The sequence below is a fragment of the Sphingomonas sp. SP4 genome (assembly GCF_058313375.1).
Genome location: NZ_JBZFLE010000002.1, coordinates 1,125,323 through 1,143,344, shown reverse-complemented (window position 1 = coordinate 1,143,344; position 18,022 = coordinate 1,125,323). Strand labels below are relative to the sequence as shown.

16 protein-coding genes and 1 tRNA gene are annotated in these 18,022 nt (G+C 62.9%); 4 read left to right on the top strand and 13 right to left on the bottom strand.

Annotated elements, in window-relative coordinates:
- Positions 1-109: 109 nt before the first annotated feature.
- The 5 genes from AC4GYV_RS15165 to ptsP form a co-directional block, all read right to left on the bottom strand.
- Positions 110-1,645: a hypothetical protein gene (locus AC4GYV_RS15165; RefSeq protein WP_491101534.1), complete on the bottom strand. Its 1,536-nt coding sequence runs from the start codon at positions 1,643-1,645 to the stop codon at positions 110-112.
- Positions 1,646-1,753: 108 nt separating this feature from the next.
- Positions 1,754-2,719 (bottom strand): tRNA lysidine(34) synthetase TilS, encoded by a 966-nt coding sequence (tilS, locus tag AC4GYV_RS15160; protein WP_491101533.1) that lies wholly within the window; start codon positions 2,717-2,719, stop codon positions 1,754-1,756.
- Positions 2,720-2,737: 18 nt separating this feature from the next.
- On the bottom strand, positions 2,738-3,661 hold the full coding sequence (locus AC4GYV_RS15155; protein WP_491101532.1) for a tetratricopeptide repeat protein: 924 nt from the start codon (positions 3,659-3,661) through the stop codon (positions 2,738-2,740).
- Positions 3,662-3,724: 63 nt separating this feature from the next.
- Positions 3,725-4,666 carry a helix-turn-helix domain-containing protein gene (locus tag AC4GYV_RS15150; RefSeq protein WP_491101531.1) on the bottom strand — a complete coding sequence of 314 codons (942 nt, stop codon included), beginning with the start codon at positions 4,664-4,666 and terminating at the stop codon, positions 3,725-3,727.
- Between the two features lie 54 nt (positions 4,667-4,720).
- Positions 4,721-6,988 carry a phosphoenolpyruvate--protein phosphotransferase gene (ptsP, locus tag AC4GYV_RS15145; protein ID WP_491101530.1) on the bottom strand — a complete coding sequence of 756 codons (2,268 nt, stop codon included), beginning with the start codon at positions 6,986-6,988 and terminating at the stop codon, positions 4,721-4,723.
- Between the two features lie 77 nt (positions 6,989-7,065).
- Between ptsP and glpD the strand changes: the two genes are divergently transcribed.
- Positions 7,066-8,535: a glycerol-3-phosphate dehydrogenase gene (glpD, locus tag AC4GYV_RS15140; protein WP_491101529.1), complete on the top strand. Its 1,470-nt coding sequence runs from the start codon at positions 7,066-7,068 to the stop codon at positions 8,533-8,535.
- Here glpD and AC4GYV_RS15135 read toward each other — a convergent pair.
- From AC4GYV_RS15135 to lysA, 3 genes are read right to left on the bottom strand one after another with little or no spacing between them, the layout of a single operon-like run.
- A complete protein-coding gene (locus AC4GYV_RS15135; RefSeq protein WP_491101528.1) occupies positions 8,532-9,590 on the bottom strand; it encodes an NAD(P)H-dependent flavin oxidoreductase in 1,059 nt (352 codons plus the stop codon). The genes glpD and AC4GYV_RS15135 overlap by 4 nt on opposite strands.
- Positions 9,587-10,825, bottom strand: a complete 1,239-nt coding sequence (locus AC4GYV_RS15130) for an aspartate kinase (protein WP_491101527.1) — start codon at positions 10,823-10,825, stop codon at positions 9,587-9,589. The genes AC4GYV_RS15135 and AC4GYV_RS15130 overlap by 4 nt, the downstream gene beginning before the upstream one ends.
- Positions 10,826-10,837: 12 nt before the next feature.
- On the bottom strand, positions 10,838-12,124 hold the full coding sequence (gene lysA / locus AC4GYV_RS15125; protein ID WP_491101526.1) for a diaminopimelate decarboxylase: 1,287 nt from the start codon (positions 12,122-12,124) through the stop codon (positions 10,838-10,840).
- Positions 12,125-12,181: 57 nt separating this feature from the next.
- On the opposite strand from lysA, the gene ubiG reads away from it, so the two are divergent.
- Positions 12,182-12,901 carry a bifunctional 2-polyprenyl-6-hydroxyphenol methylase/3-demethylubiquinol 3-O-methyltransferase UbiG gene (ubiG, locus tag AC4GYV_RS15120; protein WP_491101525.1) on the top strand — a complete coding sequence of 240 codons (720 nt, stop codon included), beginning with the start codon at positions 12,182-12,184 and terminating at the stop codon, positions 12,899-12,901.
- Between the two features lie 7 nt (positions 12,902-12,908).
- On the opposite strand, the gene AC4GYV_RS15115 is transcribed toward ubiG, so the two are convergent.
- Positions 12,909-13,190, bottom strand: coding sequence for a hypothetical protein (locus tag AC4GYV_RS15115; protein ID WP_491101524.1), 282 nt, complete (start codon positions 13,188-13,190; stop codon positions 12,909-12,911).
- Positions 13,191-13,370: 180 nt separating this feature from the next.
- On the opposite strand from AC4GYV_RS15115, the gene AC4GYV_RS15110 reads away from it, so the two are divergent.
- Positions 13,371-14,408: a rod shape-determining protein gene (locus AC4GYV_RS15110; RefSeq protein ID WP_491101523.1), complete on the top strand. Its 1,038-nt coding sequence runs from the start codon at positions 13,371-13,373 to the stop codon at positions 14,406-14,408.
- A gap of 381 nt (positions 14,409-14,789) precedes the next feature.
- Here the strand turns inward: AC4GYV_RS15110 and AC4GYV_RS15105 are convergent, their stop codons facing one another.
- From AC4GYV_RS15105 to AC4GYV_RS15090, 4 genes are read right to left on the bottom strand one after another with little or no spacing between them, the layout of a single operon-like run.
- Positions 14,790-15,461: a glutathione S-transferase family protein gene (locus AC4GYV_RS15105; protein ID WP_491101522.1), complete on the bottom strand. Its 672-nt coding sequence runs from the start codon at positions 15,459-15,461 to the stop codon at positions 14,790-14,792.
- A 34-nt stretch (positions 15,462-15,495) separates the two neighbouring features.
- Positions 15,496-15,930: a hypothetical protein gene (locus AC4GYV_RS15100; RefSeq protein ID WP_491101521.1), complete on the bottom strand. Its 435-nt coding sequence runs from the start codon at positions 15,928-15,930 to the stop codon at positions 15,496-15,498.
- 36 nt (positions 15,931-15,966) lie between these two features.
- The gene (locus tag AC4GYV_RS15095; protein ID WP_491101520.1) at positions 15,967-16,779 is read right to left on the bottom strand and encodes an undecaprenyl-diphosphate phosphatase; all 813 of its coding nucleotides are present in this window, start codon (positions 16,777-16,779) and stop codon (positions 15,967-15,969) included.
- A 17-nt stretch (positions 16,780-16,796) separates the two neighbouring features.
- Positions 16,797-17,753: a complex I NDUFA9 subunit family protein gene (locus AC4GYV_RS15090; RefSeq protein ID WP_491101519.1), complete on the bottom strand. Its 957-nt coding sequence runs from the start codon at positions 17,751-17,753 to the stop codon at positions 16,797-16,799.
- Between the two features lie 91 nt (positions 17,754-17,844).
- Here AC4GYV_RS15090 and AC4GYV_RS15085 point away from each other — a divergent pair.
- Positions 17,845-17,931 (top strand) — tRNA-Leu (locus tag AC4GYV_RS15085).
- The last annotated feature ends 91 nt before the right edge of the window (positions 17,932-18,022 follow it).

Genomic DNA, 18,022 nt, shown 5'->3' with positions numbered 1-18,022 from the left:
GGCCGCGGGTGTCCCACCCTCAATAGCTTGCGTCTAAAATAGGCTCATTGAGACTAATAACAATGCGAGCCTTGTAGCGAGGTGAACGCCTTCGTCCCGGAATTGGCCATCAGGCTCCCAGCGCTTGCTTCTCAGGATAGGGCGTCGAGTCATCCGCGCGGTCACGGAGGCCAAGGCGATTCCGAAGAGCAAACGCTAGAAATGCCCCCATCGGGATCAGCCAGAGCACACGCATCGAATACCGATCATGAGGCGTCGAAATCGCTCCGCAGACGAAAATGTCCGCTCCGATTCCCAACAGCAAGACTGCAAGGAAGAGTCTTAGGCTCTTGTCATTTTCTCGCCGGAGAAAGGTCCAGATCACCAAACCAAAACCGAGGAGCGTCGCTGCCAGTGAGGCGAATTCCGTCGCGCGGACGGGCATCGCGTGGCGGTAAGCGCGGCTGCTTTTGAACTCGTCAGCCGCGCGGCGCGGAAGCTTGCCGATCAGGTCGCCGTCGAAGCTATTGAATTCGCTCAACTGCCATTTTCCGGCTTGGTCGATGACCGATCCTGCGGTGCTGCGGATGACGTCGAGCGGCCGATCCGCGATTACTGCGAGTACGAAGCGTGGCTCCTCACCCGCAATGCGCCGGCGCTCGTCATTGCTGACCGTCGAGAAAATGCCCTCGTTTTTCGTCTCCCCCCACAACATCCCGTCGCTCGAATGCGAAAGGCGATCGAGGTGATTGCAAAGGGCGAAGCCGCTCCCCGGGCATGTTTCCTTCAGATATGCGGCGCCGGGACCATCGGCGATTATCCGCGCCATCAGGAAAGGTGGCCGGACGGGCGCATCGCCGCTGGCTGCTTTCACAGCGCCCGCAAATAGCAGCTCGCCAATTATGCCAACGCCAATAGCGCATGCAACTACGCCAATCGACCGAAGGTCGGGGATTCGCCAGAGCAGCCGAGCGCCAAGCAGAATCGCGACCACGATCAACAAGATCAGGATGTTCGAGCTATGCGTCAGCGCGCTCCAACAGAGCATACTGAACCAGAAGAACTTTTCGCTCGAACGAAGTGGCGGAGAATGCACGAGCAAGTGGGCCGCGGAAAGTATGCCGAGGCCGACGAATATGTCTGGCGTCAGATAGCCGGTGAAGAATGCGAGCGAACTTGCAACCGCTAGCAAGATCGTAAGCCCCAGAAACGGACGCAACGGATCACGATGGTTACGGATGCAGCGGCTGACCGTAAGATAGAGGCATAGCGAAGCAAGGATTGCTTGAATCATCGCCGCCAGGCGAAGTCCTGCTATGCGGTCCGCAATGTAGAGGAACGCCCCATAATAAATGGAGCGACCAGAAAGCGTCGCGGGACGGGCCTGGTCCTGCGGCTGAGTCGACGGAATTGCACCAGCCGGCCTCGCAGTGGGTTGGTAGCGATCGATAAAGCGATCGGTCCAGTCGGTGCTCACGCCGAAGATTTTGAACGCGGCCGCATCGGCACCGCGGACATAAGTCGTCGTATCTGAGAGGAAGAAGGGCGATCGATTGACTAACGTCGGCCAGAGTAGGAACAGCGCACCTAGCAGGACCACAGCCGCCTTCACGAACGGACTGCTCGAGGCGCGTGGCCTACCTGGCGAGACTGTCTCGGCCTTCACGCGCTTAACGCCCCCAAATCAGTCCCCGGTTCCTCAAGAACGCTTCGCGACAAGAAAGTGTCAATCGCCGATTGGTTTGCCGGCTCGAAAGCGGACATTAGCAAGCTGTCAGGGCCTGCGTGGAGGTGCTCTGCCGAAGCGCCATTCTTCGCCGCCCCGACATAGCACGCCACGGATTGAAGCTTGGCCTCCCCTGTCGAGCACCTGCATCAGCTGGCTGAGCTCTCGACCTCGTAGCTCGGCATCGCCTTCCGTCGCGAGGCGCCCAACGGCATTCTGCACAATACGGCGGCGAATCTCGGTCGGAGCTTCGGAAGGCCGGTAGACGATTTCCGCACCGCCATTCGTCACCGAATGTGCCCATTCCTGCCTAGCAGCCCAATCAAGCGCGGCTTCGGCATCTCCCAGATGAGCCGCGCTCGCCGCGATGGGATCCGCATCAAGCCATTGGGCTTCCGCCAAGGCGCGGCGCATGCGCACCCGTTCGAATTGCTCGTCTTCATTGCTCGGATCAGCGGCCGGATCCAAGCCGGCTGCGGAGCAGATTTCAGCAAGTTCTCGCCGTCGCCAGCCGAGTAATGGCCGAAGCAATGGAACGTCGCTGCCCGGAATGGTGGCCAGCGGCCGCATGCCGGCTAGACCGCGAACACCCGCGCCTCTGATCAGTCGCATCATCAGTGTTTCGGCTTGGTCGTCGAGGTGATGGGCGGTCACGAGGGCATCGAGCTGCCGTTCCTTCGCCCACTGCTCGAGCAGTCGATAGCGTTCCTCGCGGGCGCGCTGCTGGATGGCGGATTTGGGCTTGTCGTTCCACTCGGCGGTAAGGATGGCATGCGGGACACCGAGCCGTCGGGACAAGGCCCCCACATTTTCCGCTTCGGCGCGGCTTTCAGCCCTAAGCGCGTGATCGACCGTAGCTGCTTCGATCCGCCCCGGCCGAGCAGCAGCCGCAAGAAGCAGCAGCGCAACGCTGTCGGGTCCGCCTGAAACAGCAATACCGATGCGCGCATCGCGCGCGATCAGCGCGTCAATGTCGCGGGTGAAGCGCTCAACTTGTGCTGGGTCGGGAGCCATCCCGACCGCATTAGCACATTAGCTGCACCGCGCCTGAGCTTTGGCGTCCGTCTCGAGCTTCTTGAGGTCGGGGCGGATCTTGGCCCCGTAAACTGCATCCAGCTCCTGGTATGCCTTGCAGGCCTGACCCGGCTGGCCGAGCTTCATCAGCGCTTGCCCGAGATAAAGCAGGCTGTCGGGCGCGCGCTCTCCCGCCGGATTGTTGCGGTAGTTAGCGAGCAAAGCCTCGGCAGCAGCGCGCGAATCCCCCTTGTCGAGGAGCGAACGCCCGATGAGATTGTTCGCGTAGCTGACCCGGCGATGCTTCGGATAGGCTGAAGTAAAGGCGCGCAGCGACGTGATCGCCTGGTCGTAATTGCCCGCCTCCCAAAGCTTGAAGCCTTCGGTGTAAGCATCCTCGCCGGGATCGCCCTCCGGCCTCGCGGCCCCAGTAGTAGTTGGCGGCGTGACGCCCGCGCTGGCGCCCTTGGGCGGCTTCGAGTTGGTTGGCTTCTGCGTCGCCGGTTTGGGCGTGGGGGCAGTCGTAGCAGGCTGCGTGACGACGGGCGCGACCGTGGCGGCCTCGCTCATCCGCTGTTCGAGCGCACCGATGCGCTGATCCTGATCACTTCGCGCCTTCGCGAGATCGGCCTGAATCGTCTGCAACCGGTGGCTATTCTCCTCCGATTGCCTGAGCATATCGGCCATCTGCCGCTCCAGCGCGTCGAGCCGCTGGTCGAGCGTCGCTACGGACGATTGGGTCGCAGCGGGCTCTCCGGCAAAGCCAGCCGTGTCGGCAGGGCGACCGCGCGGAAAGACTTGGCGCTGCACCTGCTCGACCTGGCGCTCGAGCCGATCGATCCGCTGCTCGGGGGTCGCCACCTGGCGCTGCGCGCTGGCACCCGCGGACATGAGCGCGACGCCTGCGCAAGCGAGCAAGCTGAACTTACGAATTGATTCCACGGGACTTCCCCACCCTGAACGTAACTCGACTGTGCCCCGCGGCGCCTTTCGCCGCGATGAATCCTATTCGCCCGTGTTCGTCGTCGCAGGCGCCTCGGTTGCCGGCGCTTCGGCGGCCGGGGTTCGAGTTGGTGCTAGACTACGGGGGCGAGCACGCTGCGGCGCTGGCGTCGGCGCGGTTGCGGCCGGCGGAGGCGATGCCGGAGCGCCGGCACCAGCCCTCATCAAATCGGCCGGCAACAGGCTGACGTTGCTGACTGTCATAGCTGGAGCGCCAACCGCGGGGGCAACCTGATTGCCGACCTTCACCTGGAGCGCTTCCGGCTTACCTGTCTTAAGCACCGGCGCGGTTGCGGTTGTCGGCACAGCATAGGTCTGCCCAGGCTGGAGCATTCCCGAGTAGATCGTGGGACCACCCTTTTCGCTCACCTGGAACCAGACCGGCGCTGTCGCGACGAGCACGACGGGCTGCCCAGCCGGGGGTGCAGGTGAAGGCTGCTGCTGTGCAGGCTGTAGCGATGCCGGTGCTTGGGCGACTGCCTCAGGCACGTTGGTCGTCTCATCCGGCTGCTCGAGCGAGCGGTTGTTTAGCCAGCTCATCAGCGCCACGAGCACGACCAGGCCGACTATCGTGCCGATCACCAGCCACTTCGGCATGCTGCGGCGCGGATCGGCAGGCTCGAACGTCTCGACCGTGTTGGCGGTGAATCGCTGGCCGCCCATTTCGGCACGAAGCTGATCGCCAATCTCTGTTCGATCCAGCCCCACCACGCCAGCATAGCTCTTGGCGAAACCGATCGTGTAGGTCGGTGTGGGCAGGGAGTCCCAGTCAGCGACTTCGATGCTTGCGAGGTGCCGCTGTGGGATGCGCGTTTGGGCCGCAACATCCTCAAGGCTCAGCTTCTGCTTCTCGCGCGCGGCACGTAGGCGCTCACCGACCGTAGGCTCCTCGGCCTCGACTGGAATCTCTTCGACGGCTTCGACTTCGGGATCGCGCTTGGGCATATGTTCTGTTTGAGGGATGGGGCGGAGGTGTCAACCGTCCTTCACCGTCAAGATTCAACCGATGACGACGTTATGCTTCCGCGCCCAGTCGGCCAACGCCTTGCGAACATCCCTCGGAGGCTTCGCCAGTATTTGATCGAGCCGGCTGCGGACAGCCGCCGCGTCGAGCGAGCGGACCATCGCCTTTACCGGGCCAACCCCTGCCGGCGTAATCGAGAACATCTCCGCTCCCAATCCGATGAGCGCCATGGCCTCCAGCGGGCGCCCAGCCATTTCACCACAGATTCTCACCGGCACGTTCGCTGCACGTGCCGCATCGAGCACGCGCTTGAGGAAACGCAGGATCGCCGGGCTCAGCCAATCGTAGCGTTGCGCCAGGCGAGGCTCCGACCGATCTGCAGCGAACAGGAATTGGGTCAGGTCGTTTGTGCCGATCGACAGGAAATCCACGCGCGGCAGCAGCTGGTCGAGCATTTCCGCGAGGCTCGGTACTTCCAGCATCGCGCCGAACTCGATTTTGCTCGGGACTGGCCGGTTGGCCTTTACGGCCCATTCCACTTGTTGTTCGAACAGAGCGCGCGCCTCTTCATATTCCCACGGCTCCGAGATCATCGGGAACATGACGCGGAGCACCTTGCCGCCGGACGCCTCAATGAGTGCGCGCGCCTGCGCCTTCATTAGAGTAGATCGTTCGAGCGAAAGCCTCAGAGCCCGCCAGCCCATCGCCGGGTTCTCGGCCTCGTCCTGCACGTCGTGAAGATAGGGAAGCGCCTTGTCGCCACCGATATCGACGGTCCGGAACACCACCGGCTTGTCGCCCGCGGCCTCAAGGACCTTGGTGTAGAGCCGCTGCTGGCGGTCGCGTCCCGGCAGGGTTGCGGAAACGAGGAACTGGAACTCGGTCCGAAACAGGCCGATCCCGTCCGCTCCGCTCATCGACAGACCGGCAGCGTCCTCAGCCAAACCGGCATTGACCATCACGCTGACCTTCACCCCGTCGCGGGTCTTTGCGGGCAAATTCTTGATCGCGGCGAATTCGGCCCGACGCTTCTGGCTCATTGCCATGCGATGTTCGAAGCCAGAGAGCAGCGCGCGATTGGGACGGATGATTACGCTGCCATTGTCCCCGTCGACGAGGATGGGCTCGCCTTCCTCGACGCTATGGCGAATGTCGTGGAGACGCCCGAGGACTGGCACGCCGATGGCGCGCGCAACGATCGTCATGTGCGAGGTGAGCGAGCCCTCCTCGAGCAGCACGGCCTTAAGCTTGCGCCGGTCGTACTCCAGCAAGTCGGCGGGTCCGAGGTTGCGAGCAATCAGCACCGTATCGCGAGCGAGCCCACTCTGTGCCGCCGTACCCATCCTGCCGGAGACGATCCTCAGCAAACGACCGGAGAGATCCTCCAGATCGTGCATGCGTTCCTGGAGAAGCGGGTCGTCGATTTCGAGCATGCGCGCTCGGGTTCGCTGCTGCACTCGCTCGATGGCCGCCTCGGCGGTGAGGCCGCTGTCGATCGCCTCGTTGATCCGCCGTGACCAGCCCTCGTCGTAGGCGAACATACGATAGGTCTCGAGGATCTCCTTATGCTCGCCGGTCGTCCCGAACTCCGCCTCGCGCGCCATATTGTCGATCTGCTCGCGCATCCGGCGGAAGGCTGCATAGACCCTCGCGCGCTCAGCCTCCGTGTCCTCGGCGACGGTATGCTCGACGACAACACGCGGCTCGTGGAAGACCGCTTCTCCCTTTGCCATGCCAGCCACAAGTTTCAGGCCAGGAAGGCGTAGCGGCCCGGCGCTGCGCAACCGCCCGCGCCGCGAGCCGTCGGTCAGACGAGCTGCCGCAATCATTTCCGATAGTACCATCGCCACGGTCTGCAGCGCTTCGATCTCGACGTCCTCGTAGCGGCGCGGTTCCGCATGTTGGACCGCCAGAACCCCGATCGGGCTTTCCAGCCGAACGATCGGCACGCCGGCAAAGCTGTGGAAGCGCTCCTCGCCCGTCTCAGGCTTGTAGGCGAAGGCAGGGTGCTCGGCTGCTTCGGCCAGATTGAGGATGCGGCCTTCGGCAGCGATCGTGCCAACTAGGCCTTCGCCCATCCGGAGCTTAGTGACGTGCACCGCTTCTTTCCGAAGGCCGTGCGTGGCGAACAGTTCGAGCGAATTGTCGCGCAAAAGATAGATCGAGCAGACGTCGCTTCTCATAGCCGCAGCGATCAGGTCCACCACGTGATCGAGCTTCGACTGCGCCGAACCGCGCTTCGCCATGATCTCGTGCAGACCCGTCAGGATCTCTCGAGCGGAGGCGGCGGCGGTCGGTGGCATGGCCGTGCGCTATCAGATGCAAGGCTTCCGCGCCAAGCCGAAGCAGACGCGTCAAACAAATCCGCTAAGCTTGGCTCGTGGAAGAGGTCGATCTCCTCGTCGTCGGCGGCGGCATCAATGGCGTGGGCATCGCTCGCGACGCGGCGGGCCGCGGATTTTCCGTGATGCTGGTTGAGAAGGACGATCTTGCGAGCCACACTTCGTCGGCCAGCAGCAAGCTGATTCACGGCGGCCTGCGCTACCTCGAACAATATGAGTTCAGGTTGGTCCGGGAGTCACTCGCGGAGCGCGAGATTTTGCTCCGAGCTGCACCTCATATCGTCGAACCCCTGGAGTTCATCCTTCCGCTGACGAGCTCGTCCCGTCCGGCGTGGATGCTCCGCACCGGCCTCTTTCTTTACGATCATCTCGGGGGCGCGCGGTCTTTGCCCGGAACCAGTCGGGTCCGGCTGGCCGGGGATCACCGGGGAGAAGGCCTGCGGTCCTCACTGCAAGATGGCTTCAGCTATTGGGACGCGCGGGTTCAGGACAGTCGTCTCGTTATCCTGAATGCCGTCGACGCAGCCGAGCGAGGGGCGACGATCCTGACCCGGACCGAGTTGGTGTCGGCGCGCCGCGAAGGCGAGCATTGGATCGCCCGAATCCATCAGCCCGGCCACGAGCGAAGCGTGAGGACTCGCGCACTCGTCAACTCGGCGGGTCCATGGGTCGTCGACTTGTTCGAGCGAGCTGCCGGCGTGAAGCCTCAACACCACGCGAGGCTGGTCAAGGGCAGTCACGTCGTCCTTCCGCGACTGCACTCTGGCAATCACGCCTTCATCCTGCAGAATCCGGATGGGCGGGTGGTCTTCGCAATTCCCTTCGAGGGGCATACACTCGTCGGGACGACCGACGTCGAGATAGGGGGACCGCTGGATCAGCCCAGCATTACGGACGAGGAGATCGACTATCTCCTCTCTACGATCGCTCGCAACTTCAATGCGAAGCCAAGCCGCGATGACATCGTCTGGAGCTTTGCGGGAGTCCGAGCGCTCGCCGACGATGGCGATTCTAACGCCTCGGAGGTCACCCGCGATTATGTCCTCGATGTGGACGGTTCCCGACGAGAAGCGCCGCTGCTCAGCGTCTACGGCGGCAAGATCACGACTTATCGACGGCTCGCCGAACAAGCCTTGGATCGCTTGACCAAGTACCTCCCGAAGGCAGCAGGTGCTTGGACGGCTAGAGCAGTTTTACCTGGCGGCGATCGACCGGATCTCAATGCCTACATCAGCGAGCTCTCGAACCGCTATTCAGCGCTGCCCTCCGATCTCATCGCACGCTTGGCTCGAACATACGGCACCCGAACCGAACGGCTGCTTGATGGCGTCGAAACGATCGACGACCTGGGACAGCATTTCGGCACTAGTCTCTATGCTCACGAAGTGGACTACCTCGTGGGGCACGAGTGGGCGCGGACTGCCGAGGACATTTTGTTCAGACGAACCAAGCTCGGGCTGCAACTAGGCCTGGCAGAAGTCGGCGCGCTGACGAGATATCTGAGCTAGCCGCGGCTCTCCAGCGCCGAAGCAGCTTCGTCGACCAGTTCCTCGATGATCGCGGCTACGGGCTCCTCGCGATTGACCATGCCCACCGATTGGCCCGCCATGACCGAGCCGCTTTCCACATCGCCGTCGATCACCGCTCTGCGCAGGGCGCCCGCCCAATAATGTTCGATCTGGAGCTGCGCCTCGGCCATTTCGATGGCGCCTTCGTCGAGCTTCTGCGCAACCTCGCGCTGCTTGGCGGCGAAGTTGACCATCTCTTGATTCTTGAGCGCACGCACTGGGATCACCGGCAACCGCGGGTCGATTTGCACCGACGGAATCGCGTCGCGGGCCGAGGCACGGATGAATGCCTTCTTGAAGTTCGGGTGCGCGATGCATTCCGTCGAGCAGACGAACCGGGTTCCAAGCTGCACGCCTACGGCGCCCATCTCGAGATAAGCGGCAATCGCCTCGCCGCGTCCGATCCCGCCGGCGACGAATACCGGAATGTCCTTGCTCACCGCGGGGAGGATTTCCTGCGCAAGGACGGAGGTCGACACCGGACCGATATGACCGCCGGCCTCCATGCCTTCGATCACCAGCGCATCGACGCGCGACCGCATCAGCTTCTTCGCCAGCGCTAGCGCGGGCGCGAAGGCGGTCAGCTTGGCGCCGCTTGCCTTGATCCGGTCGATGGCCCCCGCGGGCGGAAGCCCACCCGCAAGTACGACATGGCTTACCCCGTGCTTCGCGCAGGTGTCGATCAGCTCCGACAGCTGCGGGTGCATCGTGATGAGATTTACCCCGAACGGCCGGTCGGTGCGCTTCCTGGTCTGTGCGATCTCGGTATCGAGCAACTCAGGGCTCATCGCGCCGCAAGCGATCACACCGAAGCCGCCGGCATTGGAGATGGCCGAGACGAGATTGCGTTCGCTGATCCAGCTCATCGCGCCGCCCATGATGGCAACTTCGCAGCCCAGGAACTCGGTCCCGCGATGCATCAGCTCCTTAAGCCGCGCATGGCCGACGGATGCGTGAACCGCACGAGCTTCCGCAATCAAACCCTCACCGCTCATGCCGCTTTCTCCGCATCCAAACCAAATGCAGTGTGGAGCACACGCACGGCAAGCTCGGTATATTCCTCCGGGATGAGGACGGAGACTTTGATCTCCGAAGTCGAGATGGCGAGAATGTTGATCCCGCGCTCAGCCAGCGTCTCGAACATCTTAGCCGCGATGCCTGCGTTGGAACGCATTCCGATGCCCACCGCGCTCACCTTCACCACGTCCGTATCGGTCATCAACCGATCGAAGCCGATCCCTCCCTGCGCCTTCTCCAATTCGGCGACGGCATGCGCCAGGGAGGCGTTCGGCACCGTGAAAGTCAGATCGCTGGGCGCACCTGTGCCGGCACCGCTCTGAACGATCATGTCTACGTTGATGTTGGCAGCGGCGAGCGGCGCGAAGATCGCAGCAACCGTCCCCGCTTTGTCGGGCAGCCCGGTCAGCGTGATCCGAGCCTCATTCTTGTCGTGGGCTATGCCCGTGACGAGCTGCCGTTCCATCTTGAGCTCCTCAATCTTGTCATCGCCGACAATCAACGTGCCGGGTTTGTCCTCGAAGGACGAAAGGACTTGCAGCGCCATATTGTAACGCATGGCGAGACCGACCGAGCGGGTCTGCAGCACTTTTGCACCGACCGACGCCAGCTCGAGCATCTCTTCGTAGGTAATCGCCGCCAGCTTTTTCGCCCGCGGGACGATGCGCGGATCGGTGGTGAACACGCCTTCGACGTCAGTGTAGATGTCGCAGCGGTCCGCTTTTACCGCCACTGCAAGAGCAACGGCCGACGTGTCAGAGCCTCCGCGGCCAAGCGTCGCGAGATCACCTTCCGCGGTGACACCCTGAAACCCCGGGATAACCGCGATCCCGCCCTTGGCGAAGACGCCCTCCAGGATGTCGGCCTCGATATGGTCGATCAGTGCCGAGGAGTGGCCGGAAGCCCGGATGGGCAATTGCCAGCCCATGTACGAACGAGCGTTCAGGCCCATGCCCGACAAGGTGATGGCGAGAAGCCCGGACGTGACCTGCTCGCCCGACGCCACGACCACGTCATATTCGCGAGGATCGTATAGCGGGGCCGCTTCCTTGCAGAGCTGGACAAGACGATCCGTCTCGCCGGCCATGGCGGAGACCACCACTGCAACCTGGTTGCCGGCGTCCGCTTCGCGCTTCACGAGTTGGGCGACATGGCGGATCCGCTCGATGCCCGCCATCGAGGTGCCGCCAAATTTCATCACGATGCGCGCCATTGCGCGCGGCTCTTAAACGCTGGTTCCGTCTGCGCAACCGCCGAGCCATTCCGGCATGGAGTCTGCGGCGATCAACCGATTGATACCGATCCGCGGTCGCACGATTGCCCAGCGATCGCCGTCGACCAGCACCTCGGGTGTCAGGGGACGAGAGTTATAGGTGCTGGACATGGCGGCTGCGTAAGCGCCCGCCGTGCGGAAGACGACGAGGTCGCCAGCCTCGACGCGATCCATTTCGCGGGAGGTGGCGAACGTGTCTCCAGTCTCACAGACGGGGCCGACAACGTTGGCGGACCAGCGTCCGCCCGAAGGCCGTACCGCGTCGATCTTGTGCCAGGCGTCGTATAGTGCGGGCCGCATGAGATCGTTCATCGCCGCGTCCACGATCACGAAGGGGCTGGTGACACCCGGCTTGATCCGGATCACCTTCGACAAGAGCACACCCGCATTCCCCACAATCAGCCGGCCAGGCTCGAACACCAGCCTTGCTCCCCAGTCACTCGCGAGCCGCCGCACCATCGCCCCATATTCCGCCGGGCTCGGCGGTGGCGCGGCTTCAGGATCGTAGGGAACGCCGAGACCACCGCCGAGGTCTGCGACGCGAATGTCATGCCCCGACCCACGCAGGCTTCGGATCAATTCTCCCACCAGCGCGAAAGCTTTCTCCAATGGATCGAGCGTGGTCAGCTGACTGCCGATGTGAACCGCCACGCCTTGGACCGAGAGGCCGGGCAGCGCACCGGCGCGCGCATAGGCATCGACGGCCTCGCCGATCGCGATTCCGAATTTGTTCTCCGCGGATCCGGTCGTGATCTTTGCATGCCCACCGGCCGTCACGTCCGGATTGACCCGAAAGCCGATCGGAGCTGTGCGGCTCATTGATGCAGCGACAGCGGACAAGGTCTCCGCTTCCTCGACCGATTCGAGGTTGAACTGATAGAGCCCGCCCTCGAGCGCGAGGCGCATCTCCTCCTCGGTCTTGCCGACGCCCGAAAATACGATCTTCTCAGCGGGTACGCCCGCCGTCCGTGCCCGGATATACTCGCCCCCCGACACCACGTCCGCCCCAAGGCCTGCGCCTGCCAATGTCGCAATCACGGCGCTGTTGGGGTTCGCCTTCACTGCGTAAGCGATGAGCGGATCGCCGAGGGGGCTCAGCGCCTCGTTCATTGCCTGTGCGTGCCGAAGCATGGTCGCCGTCGAATAGACATAGACCGGCGTCCCGACCGCAGAACCGATCGCCGAAAGCGGAACGTCCTCGCAATAAAGTTCGCCGTCGCGAAGTTCGAAATGGTCCATGCGCCCCCAACGCACAGCTCCCTTTCACTTTTCAACCCTTCGGCGCATTGAGCGGCCATGACCCAGTCGAGCATCGTCCCCAAAGAAGCCGAACTCTTCGGCAAGCTAGCAGCGGACTGGTGGGACCCGAACGGCTCTTCGGCCATGTTGCACAAGCTCAATCCGGTGCGGCTGAAGTATATTCGCGACCAGATCGACCAGCATCTGCAGTGCGACGAATGCGGGCGCACGCCGCTGACCGGCAAGACCGCGTTGGACGTCGGCTGCGGCGCAGGCCTTCTTACAGAGCCTTTGGCAAGGCTCGGGGCAACCGTCACCGGGATCGACGCCTCGCCCGAGGTCATCGCCATCGCGCGCGACCATGCTTCCCGGCAAAGCATGGAGATCAATTATCGTGCGGGAGACGTACAGGAGCTTGAAGGCCAGTTCGATCTGATCACCTGCATGGAGGTGATCGAGCATGTCGCCGACCCGGCCGCCTTCGTGAAAGCCTTATCGAAGCGCCTGGCGCCCAACGGCCTACTTATTATGTCCACGCCCAACGCGACCGGCTGGTCACGACTGATGATGATCACAATCGGCGAGGGCTTCGGGCAGGTTCCGAAGGGCACGCATGACTTCGACAAGTTCCTGGCGCCGGAGAGGCTGAAGGGCCTGCTCGGAGAAGCCGGCCTCAAATGCCTCGATGTCGAGGGCATCGCCTGGTCGCCGACACGCGGGCTGCACCTCAGCGACGATGTGAGACTTAACTACCTTATCTCCGCGGTACGCGCCTGAGCTTGGCTTAAAACGGAATTCCAATCGTCAGCATCAGCCGATTGCTTTTCTCACCGTCCGGCATCCCCGCTGACTCTACATGCGCATTCGCATTCACACCCGGGCCCAGCGTCGTCTCCGCCCGAATTTTCTTTGCGTCATACTTCTCGGGCAGCTTCGGGAGACGGTACGGATTGTCTCCCTTCGGCTTGGCGCAAACAACGATTTCGCCTGGTGATGTTGGCGTGCAGTCGGGGTTGGGAACAGCCGCGGCCGATGCTGCCGCGAGGAATTGAAAGACCGCGATCACGATGCGCGAATGAGCTGACTCACCGAAAGCTCCCCATCAATACTCGGCAAAACAGCCTTACAGGATCGGCTCGGCGCAGGAAACCAACGCCCCGCGCTTAATCTCCATTAACCATATGGCCCAAACGCGTGAGCTGCCTAAGCCTTTGAAATCTAGTTTCATAAGGCCGGGGGGCCGACCATGCGTTCACTGTTCAATTTCGCGTCGCGCGACATCGCCATCGACCTCGGGACGGCGAACACCGTCGTCTATCTCGCTGGCCAGGGCATCATCACCAGCGAGCCATCCGTGGTCGCGATGGAATATGAAAATGGCGTCCGGAAAGTCCGCGCCGTCGGCAACGACGCCAAGCTGATGATGGGCAAGACCCCCGCGAACCTGCGCACGGTGCGTCCGCTTCGCGCCGGCGTAATCGCGGACCTCGAAGTCGCGGAGGAGATGATCAAGCATTTCATCCGCAAGGCTCATGGCGGCCCCAGCCGCTTCTCGCGGGGTCCGGAAGTCGTGATTTGCATTCCGTCGGGCGCAACTTCCGTCGAGCGCCGCGCGATCCGCGACGCTGTCACCAATGCTGGGGCCGACCGGGTTTCTCTGATCGAGGAGCCGATGGCCGCAGCGATCGGTGCAGGCCTGCCGGTCGCTGAGCCCGTCGGGTCGATGGTCGTGGACATCGGCGGCGGCACAACGGAAGTGGGCGTCATCTCGCTGCAAGGGCTGGCGCTTTGCCGCTCGGCTCGCGTTGGCGGCGACAAGATGGACGAAGCCATCGCCTCCTACGTCCGCCGCAATTACAATCTGCTGATCGGCGACGGCACCGCCGAACGGGTCAAGCTGGAGGTCGGGTCCGCAGTTCGCCCGGGTGACGGGCAGGGTTTGACGACGCTCGTTCGAGGCCGGGACGTCGGACGCGGAATGCCTGGCGAGGTCGAGCTCAATCAGGCGCAAATCGCCGAAGCTTTGAGCGAGCCGGTGAACCAGATCGTAGAGGTCGTCCGCACAGCTCTCGAGCACACCCAGCCCGAGATCGCCGCCGACGTCATCGATCAGGGCATCACGATGACTGGCGGCGGCTCGCTCCTGCGTGACTTCGCGACGGTGCTCCAGGACTGCACCGGCCTGCCCGTGCGCGTCGCCGACGACCCCATGAGCTGCGTCGCGCTCGGCGCCGGCCGTACGCTCGAAGACCAGGTTTTCAGGGGAGCGCTCATCCCCGCTTGAGGTCGGCGCGGCGCTTCCCCCTCTCCCCAGCCCTGGAGCGCCGCGCCGCAACCTGCATCGGAGGTTCAGCGATCTGCTCCCGGCCTAACTTAGGTTAAGGCGCAAACTGCAGCGGCTCCCCAGTCTGCCTTACATGGATACGAGTGAGCTGAAAGTTCGGCTCGGTCGGATCCTCGCGGAAGAAGAGGGCGACGGGCCCATCGATTGGTTGAGAGTCGAGAACCTGTCGCATGCGTTGCTGGGCGAGTTGCAGATGCCCGTTCCTCTCATTGTGAACGAGTATCTGCGAGGTTCGGAACGACGCCAACAAGACATGGTCTTTGGGCATGCCCAACGCGGGCAACTGTTGGATTACCTCCGGAGCAAATCCGAGCCCAGCCTCTAGAAGTCCACCTTGTCGTAATGGCTGGGGGGAACGATGACCTCCATCCGCTCGCCGAGCAGCGGGCGGAAGCATGGGCGCGACTTCATCACGGCGTACCAGTCCTTGGTCTGCTTGTGCCCGCGCCAGTCGAGCGCTCCGAGATAGTCGATGACGCTGAGGTGCGCCGCGGCCGTGAAGTCGGCGAGGCTCAGCCCTGGTCCCGCGAGCCAGCGGCGGTGATCGAGCAGGTAATCGAGATAATCGAGATGCTCCGAGGCAATGCGCATTGCCTCCCGAAGGATGCGAGTGTCGGGGCTCTCACGGCTGACCAGGCGCTTGCGCATCCGCTCGTTCATCAGCGGCTCGACAGCCTCACGATAGAGTTTGATATCGAACCATTCGGTCATCCGACGGATTTCCGCACGCAACTGCGCATTGCCGTGGATCATCGGCATGCGATCGATGGTCTCGTCGAAATATTCGACGATTGGCTGTGAGCCAATCAGCGTGACGCCTTGGTCGGGCTCGACCATCACCGGCGTCTCGCCGGCCGGGTTCAGATCGATGAACTCGTCGCGCTTCTCCCAGGGGTTTTCGCGCACCAGTTCATGGCCGACGCCCTTCTCGGCGAGGACGAGCCGGACCTTGCGAGAAAAGGGACACAGAGGAAATTGGAAAAGCTGCCACATTTGCGGGCAGCTTTAACGCATGCGGCCCCCGCGTCTAGCGCTTGGGATAGTTGGGATCCGGCATATTCGCGGCAGCGCGTTCGAGCGATTTGCTCGCCTGCTCTAGGCCCTGCATCATCCCGGGGAGGGCCTGACCCATCGCCTTCATGCTCTGATGGATCATCGGCCCCGCCTGCGCCATCTGCCGCTGGAAGTCGCGATCGAAATTCGGATCGTGCTGGCGTGCGACGTCGCGCACCGTCATGTGTCGTTCGGCAGGGGTAGCTTGCCGCCCCTCGACCGCAGCCTGAACTTCACCGACCGGTAGATTTAGGAAAGCGCTCGACATTGCCTGCATCACGTTCGTCAGCTTGTTCGCCGTTGCCGGGTCGTTGAGCGTGCGCTGGATCTCGCGCGTATCCGGCATGGATTGTGCGAGCGCCGGCGACGCAACAAACAATAGAGGGAGCAGAATCAGACTCTTACGCATGCCCGCAGCTTATCACTCTGCCGACGGCAGATAAACTCAGCGCATCAGCAACCAGGCCAAGGCCACGGCGCCCGCCACGATGCGGTACCAGGCGAAGGGCGCGAAGCCGTGGCGAGAGATGTAGTGGACGAAGGCTTTCACCACGACGATTGCGACGACGAAGCTAACGACGAAGCCGACCGCGACGGTCCCAAAGCCGACGCCGCTTGCGCCCGCCATCAGAGTGTCATGATGCTTCACCAATTCGAGCGTCGTTGCCCCGACCATGGTGGGAATTGCGAGGAAGAAGCTGAACTCAGCGGCCGTGCGGCGCTCGACGCCCAGGCTGAGGCCGCCCATGATCGTCGCGCCCGAACGGCTGACGCCCGGTATCATCGCGAGGCACTGGACCAGCCCGACGCCGATCACGGTCTTGAGCGGCATCTCGGCGACGCCGACGATGTCCGTACGCTTCACCATCTTCTCGATCACCAGGATCGCGATGCCGCCGAGTATGAAGGCGATCGCGACGACGATCGCATTGCCGAGCAAGGCCTCGATCTTGTTTATCAGGAGGAAGCCGAGGATGGCCGACGGCAGGAACGCGATGATGATGTTACGGACGAAGCGAAACGACATCGGATTCCGCTTGATCAGCCCTTCGAGCACCGCCCAGAACGTCCGCCAGTAGAGCAAGACGATCGCAAGGATCGCGCCCAGCTGGATGATGACATTGAATGCTGCCCATTTCTCGGCGTCGAAGCCGAGCAGCTCGGTCGCAAGAATGAGGTGGCCCGTCGATGAAACCGGCAGAAACTCGGTGACGCCCTCGACGATGCCGAGGATGATTGCGATCAGCAGGATTGGCATCGCCTAGGCGTCGAGGCTCACGTGGTCGCCGTCAAGTTAATCCGCCGTCCGGCGAACTTTCCGCCCTTGTTGAACCGGCCGAGCCATTCGTAACCCACCGCGGCGAGCGGCGTCGGCTTGATCCCGAAGGCCTCGAGGCCGGGGAGCTCTCCGCTCGGCACATTGTCGCGCTGGAGCATCAGCCACTGGTCGCGCGAGAGCGGGGCGCCGGGCAGCCATCCGAGATAGGAGAGGAGGTCCGCAAAAACGTCCGGCGTCGGAACGATGTCGGTCTTCTGGCCTGTCAGCTCGAGGATCGCCTGATGCAGCTCGACCATGCTCATGACCTGGGGTCCGCCGATCTCATAGATCTTTCCGCCGTGGGTCTCTGGTTCCAGCGCCGCAAGCGCGATCGCCTCGCCCAGATCCCGGACATAGACCGGCTGGAACTTGCGTTTCGAGGCAATGACGGGAAGGAATGGCAGCCGCGCCATATTGGCAAAACGGTTGGTGAGCTCGTCTTCCGGACCGAACACCAGCGACGGACGGATGATTGTGGCGCTCGGGAAAATCCTGCAGATCGCCTCTTCGCCTTCGCCCTTCGTGCGACCGTAGTTGGACGCCGAGCCCGTGTCCGCGCCGATGGCAGAGACGTGGACCAACGACTTCACGCCAAGTTCACGAGACGCTTCAGCGACGTGACGGGCACCCTCGACATGAACTCTCGCCATTTGGCGTCCGAATGCGCCGCAGAGGTTCACGACGGCGGTGCAGCCGCGGATCGCGTGGCGGACCGCCTCTAGGTCGGTAATGTCGGCCTTCTCGAATCCGAACTGGCCGACCTGAGCCAGCGGCTGAATGAAATAGGCGCTGCGCGGGTCGCGGCTCGTCACCCGAACCCGGACGCCGCGCTTGAACAGGGATTCGCACACATACCGGCCGACGAATCCGCCGCCGCCGAATACCGCGATCTGGTCTTCTGCATGGGTGATCATGGGGTGGCGCGATAGCCTTAGCGTTCCTAGATTGACAAGGCAGGGCGAGCGCCTTTAAGCGCCGCCGCCTGCCAGAAAACAGACGCACCGTGCCCAGGTGGCGGAATTGGTAGACGCACCAGCTTCAGGTGCTGGCGCTCGCAAGGGCGTGGAGGTTCGAGTCCTCTCCTGGGCACCATTGCGCTGTATCCCAACGTTTCCGGACGTGTGACAAAACGGCAGAAATCTGCTAAAAATCAGCATCTTATGTCGCTCATTGTGTCTGACTG